Raw genomic sequence first — 12,247 nt, 5'->3', positions numbered from 1 at the left:
CGAACAGCAGCAGCACATAGGCCGCCGCCAGGCCCGCGCCGCCGCCGAGGAACAGCTTCAGCCGCTTGGCCCGCTGATCCGATTGCGCGCGCGTTACCACCTCGCCGATCGAGCCGATCACCGGCATGCCGGTGGCGCGCTCGAGCCGGGTGCCGGTCGCGAAGGTGGAGCGGAGCTGTCCCATCGCGAACGCCGCGCCGATCCCGGCGGCGACCCCGGCGATCAGCACGCCGGTGAGCAGCAGCATCCGGTTGGGTGCCGTGGGCGTGCGAGGCGTCGTCGGCGGGTCGATCACGCTGAACTTCACCGTATCGGTCTGGCTCTGCGCGTCACCGCGCAGCGCGATCTGCTGGCGCTGGGTCAGCAGCGTATCATATTGATCTTTCAGCACTTGATAGTCGCGGTCGATCTGGCCCTGCTCGGCGGCGACCTGCGGGTCGCCTGCGAGCTTCGCGTTGAGCTGGTCAAGATCGCCCTGCAGCTGCGCCTTGCGCATCTTCAGCGCGGCGACCGCGGATTGCTTGTCGGCGGCCATCGATTGCAGCGACAGGTACAGCGGGTTGGGCGAGCCGCCCCCGGCGCCACCGCCGGTCAGCGGCTCGCTGCGGGCGGCGGCCTGCGCCGCGACCAGCTGGCTCTTGAGCGCGATCACGTCCGGATGGTTCTCGGTATAGCCACGCGCGCGGGCATCGGCCAGCTGGCCCTGGATGGCGATCAGCCGCGCGCGGGCCGGGCCGGCCGTGCCCGCCCCACCGACGCCGGCGATGCTCTGCTGGGTGCCTGCCATCTGGCCCTGCACCGCGGCGAGGCTCGATTGCGCGGCGGCAAGATCGCCGTCCACCTGCGCCATCTGGCTGCGCGAGGCGCCGATCCGGTCGCTTACCGATCCGGTGCCCGGTAGCGAGCCGAGATAGCGATTCTGGAAGTCGGCGCGCTTGGCCTCCGCGTCGGCGAGCTGCTTGGTGAGATCGTCGAGCTGCTTGTTGAGGAAGGTCAGGCTCTGGCTGGTCTGGCGACGGTCGCCGGCAAGGTTCTGCTCGACGAAGATGTCGATCAGCTTCTGGGTGATCGATCGCGCCAGCTTGGGGCTGGAGGCGGTGGTGGTGATCTGGAACAGGTTGTTCTGCTGGCTGTCCACCTTGATCGCATTGGCGAGCCCGGCCACCCGGTCGGCGACATCGCGGTCGCTCGACACGGTGTTGGCCAGGTCGGTGCCGCGCACCACCTTTTCCAGGTTCACCGCCGAGATCAGCGTTTGCCGGATGGTGTCGACATTGTCCTGCTGGCTCTGCGCGGGCGCATCGACCGAGGCGGGCAGCAGCGACTGCATCTGCACGAACACCCGCGCGCGCGATTCGTAGCGGCTCGGCATCTGCGACACCACGAACCAGCCGAGAACGCAAACGCCCCAGGCGACGCCCAGCGCCAGCCAGCGCCGCGTCCAAATCGCGTGCAGCGCCAGCCGCACCTCATCGTAAATGCCGTTCACCCCCGCGGCCCCCTCAGAACATCGATTCGGGGATGATGATCACGTCGCCGGGCTGCAGGCCGACGTTGGCGCTGCTGTCGCCCTTCTTGAGCAGGTCGGCGATCTGCAGCCGATATTCGTGTTGCTCGCCGGTCTTGCGATCGTGGCGCACCAGTTTGGCCTTGTTGCCCGCGGCATATTGGTTGAGCCCGCCCACCGCGATCATCGCGTCGAGCAGCGTCATGTTGGCGCGATACGGGATGGAGGCGGGCTTCTCGGTCGCGCCGATGATCCGCACCTGCTGGCTGTAGGTGCCGGAGAAATTCTCGACGATGACGGAGACGATCGGGTCCTTCACATAGTCGCCGAGCGCCGCCTTCATGTCGGCGGCGAGCATCGACGGCGTCTTGCCGACCGCGGGCATGTCGTTGATCAGCGGCGTGGTGATGCGGCCATCGGGACGCACCTGCACCTTGGCCGATAGTTCCGGGTTGCGCCACACGAAGATGTTGAGCTGGTCGAGCGGCCCGATCACATATTCCTCGCCGGGCTGCTCCTTGCTCGCGACATAGCTCGCGGGCGGCAGCTGCGGGCGATTGCCGTCGCTCGCACACGCGCTCAGCGTCGAGGCGGCCAGGCCGGCGATGAGGAGGGAACGGACGGCAACCCCGGAACGCATAGTCAGTCTCCTGTCGGCGCGCCGCGAACGGCAGGCGCACGATTGGCTTGATCCGGAGGTATGAGGTAAGAGAGGTGAAGATAGCGTTAGGAACGCTTAGCCGACGATCTCCGCGGCGGGCGGATGGCCGAGGAACGCCGCCGGGCTTGCCGAGGCGCCATAGGCGCCCGCCAGGAACACCGCGACCAGATCGCCCGGCGCGCCGTGCGGCAGCCCGATGCGGTCGCCGAGCCGGTCGAGCGGCGTGCACAGCGGCCCCACCACCGATACCGTCTCGCTCGCCGCCGCGCCCATCTGTGCGGCAAGCGCGAGCGGGTAGTTGCGCCGCACCACCGTGCCGAAATTGCCCGACGCGGCGAGCTGGTGGTTGAGCCCGCCGTCGGTGACGAGGAAGGTCTCGCCGCCGCTCTCCTTGCGGTCGACGATCCGGGTCAGATACACCCCCGCTTCCGCCACCAGCCAGCGGCCAAGCTCGATTGCGAACGTCGTGCCGGCGACGGTGAGATCGCATCGCGCGAGTTCCTCCGCCAAAGCGGCACCGATCATCTCGATATCGAGCGATCGATCGCCCGCAAAATAAGGTATGCCAAAGCCGCCGCCCAGATTGACCACCGGCGGCACAAAGCCTGCCTCCTCCGTGAGCCGCTCGGCGAGCATCAGCGTCGCCGCCTGCGTGTCCATGATCGCCTGCGGATCGAGCGCCTGGCTGCCCGCATAGATGTGAAAGCCCCGCCAGTCGGCCCCCGCCGCAATGATGGTCCGCACCAGCGCCGCCGCGCGCACCGCGTCCACCCCGAACGGCGATGGCCGGCCACCCATCTTCATCCCCGAGCCGCGCAGCTCGACATCGGGGTTGACCCGCACCGCGAGTCGCGGCGTCGTCCCCAGCGCCTCGCCGATCGCGATCGCCCGCGCCGCCTCGCCCTCCGATTCGACGTTGAGCGCCGCCCCCGCAGCCACCGCCGCGCGCAATTCGTCGTCGCGCTTGCCCGGCCCGGCGAAGCTGATCGCGCCCGCCGGCTTCACCGCCAGCGCCGTCGCCAGTTCGCCGCCCGAAGCGACATCGAGCCCGTCCACCCACGGCGCCACCACCGCGAGCAACGCCGGCAGCGGATTGGCCTTGATCGCATAATGGAGGTCGACCCCCGCAAATGCCGCGCGGAACCGCGCCACCCGCGCCGCGACGATCGCGCGGTCATAGACGAACACCGGCGTCTCGCTTGCCCACGCCTGCGCGGGCCGCCCAGCGATCACCAGCTCGCCCAGCTGGGTTGCGAATTCGGCAGGTACCGGGCCCATCGGCTTCATGCCGTCACCTCCGCGCGGATCGCCGCGCGATCGAGCTTGCCATTGGCGTTGCGCGGCAGGTCGTCGCGCCACGCATAGCGCGCCGGCTGCATGAAGCTCGGCAGCATTGTCCGCAACCGCGCCCGCAGCGCCGCCTCCCCCGCCGGATCGCCCGCCACCACCACCACGATCGCCTGCCCCAGCCGCTCGTCGGTGACCCCCACCGCCACCGCCTCGCGCGCCTCGCCGCCGGCGAGCACCGCTTCCTCCACCTCGAGCGGGCTGATCCGGTTGCCCGCCGACTTGATCATCTCGTCGTCGCGCCCGACGAAGCGGAACAGGCCGTCCGCGCCCTCGATCACCGTGTCGCCCGACCATACCGCCATGCCTCCGCTCACGGCCCAATCGGGCGCCGGGCGAAATCGCTGTGCGGTGCGCGCCGCATCGCGCCAATAGCCCTGCGCCACCAGCGGCCCGGCATGGACCAGCTCGCCCGGCACCCCGACCGCGCGGCGGCCGTCCGCCGCCACCGCCATCACCTCGGCAAAGGGGATCGCGCGCCCCATCGCTTGCGGATGGGCATCGATCAGCGCGGGATCGAGATAGGTCGAGCGGAACGCCTCGGTCAGCCCGTACATCGCGAACAGCCGCGCCTCGGCAAACCGGTCGCGCAGCCCCCGCACCAGCCGTGGCGTCAGCGCGCCGCCCGAATTGGTCAGCCGCCGCAGCCGCGCCGCGGTCGGCGCCGGCCAGTCCGCCTCGAGCAACTGCACCCACAGCGGCGGCACCCCGGCGAGCGTCGTCGCCCCCACCCGGTCGACCGCCTTCACCACGTCGCGCGCGGTGAGATAATCGAGCGGCGCCACCGCCGCCCCCGCTGCCCAGGTCGAGAGCAATTGGTTCTGCCCATAATCAAAGCTCAGCGGCAGCACCGCGAGCACGCGATCGTCCGGCTCCAGCGCCAGATAATGCGCCACCGCGATCGCCCCCAGCCACAGATTGGCGTGGCTCAGCATCACCCCCTTGGGTCGCCCGGTCGACCCCGAGGTATAGAGGATCGCCGCCAGAACGTCCGGATCGGCCGCCGACCGCCCCGGCCCGGCGCCCGCGAGCGGCACCGCGCCCTCGTCCACCACCCTCGTTGTCGACACGTCGACAGCGTCGAGCGTTGCCGCCCGCGGTCCTTGCGTCACCAGCAGCGCGGCACCGCTGTCGGCGAGGATATGCGCCACCTGCGCGCGCCGGAGCGCCGGGTTGATCGGCACATGGACATAGCCCGCCCGCGCCGCGGCGAGCGGCATCACGCACGCCAGCCGCGTCTTCGGCAGCCAGCTCGCCACCCGCGCACCCGGCGCCAGCCCCTGAGCCGCCAGCCATCCTGCCGCCGCCGTCACCGCCGCCTCGACGTCGGCGTAGCGCCAGTCCCCCGCGCGATCGACCAGCGCCACCGCCTGCGCCGCGCCGCGCAGGACATGATCGATCGGGTAGGGCTGGGGGTCGAGGCTGATCATCGTCCCCTCATAGCGCCTCCCCGTTGCCGAATTCACCCCCGGCGATTATCGCGACGCACAACCATCGATCCCGACGAGGCCCCGATTTGCTCCCCGAAGGCATGAACCAGGTTGATCAGACCGTCCGCGCGGTGCTCGCGGACGTGCTCGGCCTCTCCCCCGAGCGCACCGCCGCCTTCACCGCGGCGACGCCGCTGTTCGGCGCATTGCCCGAGCTCGATTCGATGGCGGTCGCCGGCGTCCTCACCGAAATCGAGGACCGGCTCGGCATCCTGATCGAGGATGACGAGGTCGATGGCGACATGCTCGAGACGTTCGGCGCACTGGTCGCATTTGCCGCGGGCAAGGCGCTGGTCTAGCCTCCGCCCGGCATGGCGCCGCGCATCGATCATTACCAATGGCCCGGCGGCCGCGAGGCGCTGCTGCGGTTCGGGCCCGATCATGGCCCGGTGGTCATCGCGCTGCTGCCGCTGTTCGAGGAAGCCAACCGCACCCGCACCTTCACCGTCGGCCTGCTGCGCAAACTCGCCGACCGCGGCATTGCCGGCCTGCTGCCCGATCTGCCGGGGCAAGGCGAAAGCCTCGTGCCGCTCGCCGCGCTGACTGTCGCGGCGATGACCGAGGCCGTCGCAGCGCTGGCCGATCGCTGCGACGCCGAAGGCAGCCAGGTCTATACGCTCGGCATCCGCAGCGGCGCGCTGCTCGATACCCAGGCCCGGCTCGGCGGCCGCTGGCGGTTTAGCCCGCAAACCGGCGACGAGCTGCTCCGCGAGCTGCGGCGGGTCTGGCAGGCCGCCGGCCAGCGCGGCGGCGCCGAGGCGATGACGGACCCGGGCGCCGGGCCGATCGAGATCGCGGGCAACCGCCTGTCCCCGCCGCTGCTCGCGTCCTTCGCCGGCGCAACACCCTTCGACCAGCCCGGCGTCCCCCGCCGCGTGATTCGCCTCGCCACCGACCCCGCGCCGGCCGACCGCAGGATCGACGCCGCCCCGCTGTGGCGCCGCACCGAACCAGGTGACGACCCTGCGCTCGCCGCCCTGCTCGCCGACGACATCGCCCAGTGGCTTGCCGCATGCGCCGCCTGACTGCCTTTCCGTGCGCGGGCGAGACGCTGGTCGCCACGCTCGATCCCGCCCCCGGCCGCACCGGCCTGCTGATCGTTTCGGGCGGCAACGAGCCCCGGATCGGCGCCCACCGTGGCATGGCGATGCTCGCCGCGCGCATCGCCGCCGCGGGCCATCCGGTGTTCCGCTACGACCGCCGTGGCATCGGCGATTCGACCGGTGACAATCGCGGCTTCCTCGGTGCCCGGGCCGACCTGATCGCCGCCGCCGCCGCCTTTCGCGCCGAGGCGCCGCAGCTCGACACGCTGCTCGGCTTCGGCAATTGCGACGCCGCCAGCACGCTTGCCCTGTTCGGCCGCGATGCCGGTATCGACCGGCTGCTCCTCGCCAACCCCTGGGTGATCGACCAGCCCGACGATCTCCCCCCCGCCGCCGCGATCCGCGCCCGCTACCGCGAGCGCCTGCGCGACCCCGCCACCTGGCGGCGGCTGATTAGCGGCGGGATTGATTTAGCGAGGCTTGTCAAAGGCTTGAAGAAGCTGGCTACCACATCCTCGCAACCCGACGGCCTGGGTCGACGCGTGGCCGAGGCCATCGCCACCTGGGGCGAGAGCGCCCACATCCTCCTCGCCGCAGGCGACGCCACCGCGATCGCCTACCAGGCCGCGGCCACCGGCGCGCCGACCAGAACGACGATCATCGACACAGATTCCCACAGCTTCGCCCGCGAAGCCGACCAGCACCAACTCCACGGCGCCATAACAGCCGCGCTGGCCGCCACCGCCTAATCGTCATCCCAGCGAACGCTGGGATCTCCCGCCGCAAGCCGTTCGGATCAAGAAAAAGGATGTCCGCGCGAAGGCGCGAAGGCGCAAAGATGCGGCGCCAGCATCAGTCGTTGCCTGATCCACCAGCCGAGCTCGAACCGCTTCGCGGCGATTCGAACTAGCCGCCCACCACATGCCTCGTCACCCCGGACTTGCACCGGCGTGACGAAGGCGCCCCGCAACCCGTTCTTCGCGCCATCGCGCCTTCGCGCGATCATCAAATCCAGAAGCTTATTCAGCCGCCTCGGCCAGCTCGGCGAACTCCGCCGCCGCCAGGAAGCGCTCGGCGTCCAGCGCCGCCATGCAGCCGGTGCCGGCCGCGGTTACCGCCTGGCGGTACACCTTATCGGCGACATCGCCGCAGGCGAATACGCCCGGCACGCTGGTCCGCGTCGATCCCGTCTCCACCGCGACATAGCCGTCGCTGTCGAGATCGAGATGGCCGCGGAACAGCTCGGTCGCCGGGTGATGGCCGATCGCGACGAAGCCGCCGTCGACGTCCAGCCGGCTATGCTCGCCGGTCACCGTGTCCTCGAGCGTCAGCGCGACCAGCCCTGCGGTGCCGCCGCCGTCGACGAATGCGCGCACTTCCTTGTTCCACAGCACGGTGATCCCCGGATGGGCGTGCAGCCGCTCCTGCAAGATTCGCTCGGCGCGCAGGCTGTCGCGGCGGTGGATCAGGGTCACGTCGGGCGAATGGTTGGTGAGGTACAGCGCCTCCTCCACCGCGGTGTTGCCGCCGCCGATCACCGCCACCTTCTTGCCGCGATAGAAGAAGCCGTCGCAGGTCGCACAGGCGGAGACGCCCTTGCCCTTCATCGGCTCCTCGCTGTCGATCCCCAGCCACTTGGCCTGCGCACCGGTGGCGATCACCAGCACCTCGCCCTCATAGACGTCGCCGCCATCGCCGATCAGCCGGAACGGCCGCCGCGACAGATCGACCTCAACGATCGTGTCCCACATCATCCGCGTGCCGACATGCTCGGCCTGCTTCTGCATCTGCTCCATCAGCCACGGCCCCTGGATCACCTCGGCAAAGCCCGGGTAATTCTCGACATCGGTGGTGGTGGTGAGCTGCCCGCCCGGCTGGATGCCCTGCACCACGATCGGGTTCATCCCGGCGCGCGCGCCGTAGATGGCGGCAGAAAGCCCGGCCGGGCCGGAGCCGAGGATGAGCATGCGGGTCGAGTGGGTGGTCATGGAACGGCCTTGTGGTGGACGGGGGTGACGAACGGACGTGGGAAGAATCATCCCTGATCTAGGCGATGCGCAGCCTAATTTGAACCGCAGGGAAATCTGTTGGCGCTGCATCGAAAACTGGGCCGCGGCGTTCAACCGGCAGAGGAGGGTAAAGCGTGACCGATAAGATCGATACCGAGCCATATACCGGACCAGCAGGCGGCTGGGGATCGATGAAGTCGGTCGCGGAGATCAGCATCCGCGAAAAGGTCGGGCCCGAAACCGCGCGCGAACTCACCCGCCAGAACAAACCCGGCGGCTTCATGTGCGTGAGCTGCGCCTGGGGCAAACCCGCGCACCCGCACATCGCCGAATTCTGCGAGAATGGCGCCAAGGCCACTGCCTGGGAGCTGACCAGCTATCGCAACACCCCGGCCTTCTTCGCCGAACATACCGTCACCGAGCTGCGCACGTGGAAGGACTATGATCTCGAACAGGCCGGCCGGCTCACCCATCCGCTCAGATATGATGCGAGCAGCGACCGCTATGTTGCGGTAAGCTGGGAGGAAGCCTTCGCCGACATCGGCGCCCATCTCAAGACCTACGATCCCAAGAAGGTGGTGTTCTACGCCTCCGGCCGTGCCAGCCTGGAGACCTCGTATATGTGGGGGCTGATCGCGCGGATGTACGGCAGCCAGAACCTGCCGGATTCGTCCAACATGTGCCACGAGACCACCTCGGTCGGGCTCAAGTCGGCGATCGGGTCGCCGGTCGGCACCATCCATCTCGCCGACTACGACGAATGCGATGCGATCTTCTATTTCGGCCAGAATCCAGGCGTGAACAGCCCGCGTTTTCTCCACCCGCTGCGCAGCTGCGCCAAGCGCGGCGTCGAGATCGTCGTGTTCAACCCGCTCAAGGAACGCGGGCTCGAGCGCTTCACCGATCCGCAGAACCCGCTCGAGATGGCGACCGGCAAGTCCACCCCGATCGCCAGCCAATATCATCAGGTAAAGGCCGGCGGCGACATCGCCGCCTTGATGGGCATCTGCAAGTTTGTCATCGAAGCCGATGACAAGGCTCGTAAAAACAACGCCCCGGCAGTGCTCGATCATGCCTTCCTGGCCGAGCACACCAAGGGCTTTGACGCCTTCGCGGCCAAGGCGCGCGCGACCAGCTGGACCGAGATCGAGCGCGAGAGCGGCCTCGCCCGCGCTGACCTCGAGGCCGCGGGCGCGGTCTATGCCCGTTCGCAGCGGGTGATCGCCGTCTATGGCATGGGCCTCACCCAGCATGTCGGCGGCATCGACAACGTCCACATGGTCGTCAACATGATGCTGCTGCGCGGCAACATCGGCAAGCCGGGTGCCGGCCTGGGCCCGGTGCGCGGCCATTCCAACGTCCAGGGCCAGCGCACCGTCGGCATCACCGAAAAGCCCGAGCTGGTGCCGCTCGACCGGATCGCCGAGCAGTTCGGCTTCGAGCCGCCGCGCGACAAGGGCTGGGACACGGTCGCGGCATGCGAGGCGATCGTCAAGCGCGAGGCACAGGCGTATATCGGCCTCGGCGGCAACCTCGCGCGCGCGGTGCCCGATACAGCCGAGATCGAGCCCGGCTGGCGCGATCTCGATCTCACCGTCACCATCGCCACCAAGCTCAACCGCACCCATCTGCTGCCCGGCAAGACCTGCTATCTGCTGCCCTGCCTCGGCCGGATCGAGACCGACGAGCAGGCCGCCGGCGCCCAGGCGGTGACGATGGAGGATTCGTTCAGCCGCATCTACGGCTCGCGCGGCCGCGCGACTCCGGCGGCAGAGACGCTCCTGTCCGAACCGGCGATCCTGGCGGGTATCGCCAAGGCGACGCTCGCGCCCAATCCCAAGCTCGACTGGGACGCCTGGGTCGCCGATTATGGCGCGATCCGCGACGCGATCGAGGTCACCTATCCGGACAAATTCTCCCGCTTCAACGAGCGGATGTGGACTCCCGGCGGCTTCTGGAAGGGCGTTGAAGCCGCACATCGCCAGTGGCTCACTGAGAGCGGCAAGGCCGAGATCAACATCCCCAAGGCGCTCAACGCCACCGGCTTTGCCGAATCCGCCGGCCGCTTCCGGCTGATGACGCTGCGCTCCAACGACCAGTTCAACACCACCATCTACGGCTATTCGGATCGCTTCCGCGGCATCAACGGCACCCGCGACGTGGTGCTGATGAACCGCGCCGACATGGCTCGCATGGGCCTTGCCGGGCATGACAAGGTCGATCTGGTCGGCGACGCCGGCGACAATGGCGACCGGCGCGTGTCCGGGCTGCTGGTGGTGCCCTACGACATCCCCGCAGGCTGCATCGGCGCTTATTATCCCGAGTGCAACATCCTCATACCGGTTGGTCACCATGCCACGGAAAGCCATGTTCCGGCGGCAAAATCCGTGCCGGTCCGGGTGGAGAAAGCGTCCTGATCCTCGCGGCCATCCTTGCCGGCGGACGCTCCAGCCGCTTCGGGTCAGACAAGGCTACTGCCCTATTTAGGGGCCGGCCGTTGTTGGCGCATATGCGCGAAGTTGGTGAAGTTAGCGCCGATGCCGTGATCGTGATCGGCCGCGCCGAGGGCGTCCCCGATCTCCCCGCGCCCGGCCTCGGCCCGCTCGGCGGCATCGCCGCCGCGCTCGATCATGCGGCCGACCACGGCTTCGCCAGCGTCCTCACCCTGCCCTGCGACATGCCGAGCGTGCCTCCCGGGCTGATCGAAGCGCTGCTCCGCCGCGCGCCCGCCTATTGCGCGGACGCCCCCGTGATCGGTCACTGGCCCGCGGCAGTCGGCGCCCAGCTCCTCGCCCATCTCGACCGCGGCGAGGACCGCTCGGTGCGGCGCTGGGCACGAATGATCGGCGCCGTCCCGATCGATTCGCCCGTTCCCCTTGCCAACATCAACACCCCGGCCGACCTCACGGCGCTATGACGCCTACCCGCCACGAACCGACCCTCGTCCTTCGCCCCGATGGCAGCGCCACCCCCGGCAGCCGCGAGGTCGCGGTCGAGGCGCCGGTAGCGATCGAGGTCGATGGCCTCGGCTATGCGGTGATGATGATGACGCCCGTCGATCTCGAGGCGTTCGCGGTCGGCTTCATGCTCACCGAGCGGCTGGCGGATAGCGCCGCCGACGTCGTCGCGGTCGAGCCGTTCGAGGCCGAGGCCGGCTGGATCGTCCGCGTCATCCTCGCGCCGCGCTGCGCCGGCCGCATCCATGATCGTGTCCGCCACCGCACCAGCGACTCCAGCTGCGGCCTGTGCGGCATCTCGGGGCTCGAGCAGCTGCGCCGCCCGGTCACCACCGTCCCTGCCGCGCCGCTCGCCAAGCCATCTGCGCTGTTCGCGGCGCTCGGCGGCCTGCGCGCCCACCAGCCGCTCAACGCGCTCACCGGCGCGGTCCATGCCGCCGCGGCCTGCGATGACGCGGGCGCGATTCTCGCCGCCTGCGAGGACGTAGGCCGCCACAATGCGCTCGACAAGCTGGTGGGCACGCTCGCGCAGCGCGGTGATGCCGGCCGCCGCGGCTTCATCCTCGTCACGTCGCGGATCAGCTTCGAGATGGTCGACAAGGCGTTGGTCGCGGCGACGCCGATGCTGGTCGGCATCTCGGCCCCCACCAGCATGGCGATCGATCATGCCCGCGAGCACGGCCTCACGCTCACCGCGCTTGCCCGCGGCGATTCGATCCTGGTGCTCAATGATCCCTTCGCGGCGTTCGCCTAGCGCTCCCAGCCCCACAGATGCGCAGACCAATAGCGAATGCCGTCGAACAAGCCGTCGAACCAGCTGAGGAACTGGTGCCGATAATAGCCATCGAGGCAGCTCGCATCGACCACCACCAGAACGGTGAGCACCGCCGCCCATAGCAATGTGCGGTTGATCGGCTGCTTGTCGCGAACCAGCTTCACCTCGGTGTTGCGGCGTTCGGCAAGCCGCCGCTCCGGGCCGGCATAAGCTGGGCTCGGATGCTGGCGGCGCTCGATCCTGCGCCGTTCGTTGGGAAAGTGGTACGCCATGCCCGTCTTCTGCCACGCCTCACGGAGGCTGATGCCGGCATCTTGGCCGGCAAAGATTGACGAAGCGTTCGCGCTGGTAAGGTAGCCCAATGGTAGCGGAGGAGGGACTTGAACCCCCGACCCCAGGATTATGATTCCCGTGCTCTAACCAGCTGAGCTACTCCGCCCTACCGATTGGGAGCGGCG

Annotated in this window: 12 protein-coding genes and 1 tRNA gene; 6 read left to right on the top strand and 7 right to left on the bottom strand. The window is 69.2% G+C overall.

Translation table 11 applies throughout. The annotated features are described in order from the left end of the window. The 4 genes from OXR60_RS17710 to OXR60_RS17695 form a co-directional block, all read right to left on the bottom strand. Nucleotides 1-1,489, bottom strand: a 1,489-nt coding sequence (locus tag OXR60_RS17710; protein WP_267397288.1) for an XrtA system polysaccharide chain length determinant, incomplete at its 3' end; no start/stop codon positions are given. A gap of 13 nt (nucleotides 1,490-1,502) precedes the next feature. Further along, the gene (locus OXR60_RS17705) at nucleotides 1,503-2,147 is read right to left on the bottom strand and encodes an XrtA/PEP-CTERM system exopolysaccharide export protein (protein ID WP_267397286.1); all 645 of its coding nucleotides are present in this window, start codon (nucleotides 2,145-2,147) and stop codon (nucleotides 1,503-1,505) included. Nucleotides 2,148-2,243: 96 nt separating this feature from the next. Beyond that, entirely contained in the window at nucleotides 2,244-3,455 is a 1,212-nt protein-coding gene (locus OXR60_RS17700) for a pyridoxal-dependent decarboxylase, exosortase A system-associated (RefSeq protein WP_267397285.1), read from the bottom strand. After that, nucleotides 3,452-4,945, bottom strand: coding sequence for an AMP-binding protein (locus tag OXR60_RS17695; RefSeq protein ID WP_267397284.1), 1,494 nt, complete (start codon nucleotides 4,943-4,945; stop codon nucleotides 3,452-3,454). The genes OXR60_RS17700 and OXR60_RS17695 overlap by 4 nt, the downstream gene beginning before the upstream one ends. A 101-nt stretch (nucleotides 4,946-5,046) precedes the next feature. On the opposite strand from OXR60_RS17695, the gene OXR60_RS17690 reads away from it, so the two are divergent. From OXR60_RS17690 to OXR60_RS17680, 3 genes are read left to right on the top strand one after another with little or no spacing between them, the layout of a single operon-like run. Next, nucleotides 5,047-5,304, top strand: a complete 258-nt coding sequence (locus OXR60_RS17690) for an acyl carrier protein (protein ID WP_267397283.1) — start codon at nucleotides 5,047-5,049, stop codon at nucleotides 5,302-5,304. A gap of 12 nt (nucleotides 5,305-5,316) precedes the next feature. Then, a complete protein-coding gene (locus tag OXR60_RS17685; protein WP_267397282.1) occupies nucleotides 5,317-6,030 on the top strand; it encodes a hypothetical protein in 714 nt (237 codons plus the stop codon). Further along, nucleotides 6,018-6,797, top strand: a complete 780-nt coding sequence (locus OXR60_RS17680) for a hydrolase 1, exosortase A system-associated (RefSeq protein WP_267397281.1) — start codon at nucleotides 6,018-6,020, stop codon at nucleotides 6,795-6,797. The genes OXR60_RS17685 and OXR60_RS17680 overlap by 13 nt, the downstream gene beginning before the upstream one ends. Before the next feature lie 270 nt (nucleotides 6,798-7,067). Here OXR60_RS17680 and trxB read toward each other — a convergent pair whose 3' ends face one another. Next, nucleotides 7,068-8,036, bottom strand: a complete 969-nt coding sequence (gene trxB, locus OXR60_RS17675; protein ID WP_267397280.1) for a thioredoxin-disulfide reductase — start codon at nucleotides 8,034-8,036, stop codon at nucleotides 7,068-7,070. A 155-nt stretch (nucleotides 8,037-8,191) separates the two neighbouring features. Between trxB and OXR60_RS17670 the strand changes: the two genes are divergently transcribed. The 3 genes from OXR60_RS17670 to fdhD are packed head-to-tail and all read left to right on the top strand — an operon-like array spanning nucleotide 8,192 to nucleotide 11,768. After that, nucleotides 8,192-10,474, top strand: coding sequence for an FdhF/YdeP family oxidoreductase (locus tag OXR60_RS17670; RefSeq protein ID WP_267397279.1), 2,283 nt, complete (start codon nucleotides 8,192-8,194; stop codon nucleotides 10,472-10,474). After that, the gene (locus tag OXR60_RS17665) at nucleotides 10,441-10,974 is read left to right on the top strand and encodes a molybdenum cofactor guanylyltransferase (RefSeq protein ID WP_267397291.1); all 534 of its coding nucleotides are present in this window, start codon (nucleotides 10,441-10,443) and stop codon (nucleotides 10,972-10,974) included. The genes OXR60_RS17670 and OXR60_RS17665 overlap by 34 nt, the downstream gene beginning before the upstream one ends. Beyond that, nucleotides 10,971-11,768, top strand: a complete 798-nt coding sequence (gene fdhD / locus OXR60_RS17660) for a formate dehydrogenase accessory sulfurtransferase FdhD (protein ID WP_267397278.1) — start codon at nucleotides 10,971-10,973, stop codon at nucleotides 11,766-11,768. The genes OXR60_RS17665 and fdhD overlap by 4 nt, the downstream gene beginning before the upstream one ends. Here the strand turns inward: fdhD and OXR60_RS17655 are convergent. Both OXR60_RS17655 and OXR60_RS17650 read right to left on the bottom strand, forming a co-directional pair. After that, nucleotides 11,765-12,061 carry a hypothetical protein gene (locus OXR60_RS17655; RefSeq protein ID WP_267397277.1) on the bottom strand — a complete coding sequence of 99 codons (297 nt, stop codon included), beginning with the start codon at nucleotides 12,059-12,061 and terminating at the stop codon, nucleotides 11,765-11,767. The two genes, fdhD and OXR60_RS17655, sit on opposite strands and share 4 nt — an antisense overlap. A 90-nt stretch (nucleotides 12,062-12,151) precedes the next feature. Beyond that, a tRNA-Met gene (locus tag OXR60_RS17650) sits at nucleotides 12,152-12,228 on the bottom strand. Nucleotides 12,229-12,247: the final 19 nt, after the last annotated feature.

This window comes from Sphingomonas sp. GC_Shp_5 (assembly GCF_026540855.1).
In the GTDB taxonomy this organism is placed as follows: Bacteria; Pseudomonadota; Alphaproteobacteria; order Sphingomonadales; family Sphingomonadaceae; genus Sphingomonas.
This window is presented reverse-complemented; position numbering and strand designations above follow the sequence as displayed.

What these genes read in the sequence shown, in the direction of transcription:
- OXR60_RS17690 (WP_267397283.1), top strand. Translation starts at nt 5,047, where the DNA reads ATGAACCAGGTTGATCAGACCGTCCGCGCGGTGCTCGCGGACGTGCTC.
- OXR60_RS17685 (WP_267397282.1), top strand. Translation starts at nt 5,317, where the DNA reads ATGGCGCCGCGCATCGATCATTACCAATGGCCCGGCGGCCGCGAGGCG.
- OXR60_RS17705 (WP_267397286.1), bottom strand. Translation starts at nt 2,147, where the DNA reads ATGCGTTCCGGGGTTGCCGTCCGTTCCCTCCTCATCGCCGGCCTGGCC.
- OXR60_RS17700 (WP_267397285.1), bottom strand. Translation starts at nt 3,455, where the DNA reads ATGAAGCCGATGGGCCCGGTACCTGCCGAATTCGCAACCCAGCTGGGC.
- OXR60_RS17695 (WP_267397284.1), bottom strand. Translation starts at nt 4,945, where the DNA reads ATGATCAGCCTCGACCCCCAGCCCTACCCGATCGATCATGTCCTGCGC.
- OXR60_RS17655 (WP_267397277.1), bottom strand. Translation starts at nt 12,061, where the DNA reads ATGGCGTACCACTTTCCCAACGAACGGCGCAGGATCGAGCGCCGCCAG.
- fdhD (WP_267397278.1), top strand. Translation starts at nt 10,971, where the DNA reads ATGACGCCTACCCGCCACGAACCGACCCTCGTCCTTCGCCCCGATGGC.
- trxB (WP_267397280.1), bottom strand. Translation starts at nt 8,036, where the DNA reads ATGACCACCCACTCGACCCGCATGCTCATCCTCGGCTCCGGCCCGGCC.
- OXR60_RS17680 (WP_267397281.1), top strand. Translation starts at nt 6,018, where the DNA reads ATGCGCCGCCTGACTGCCTTTCCGTGCGCGGGCGAGACGCTGGTCGCC.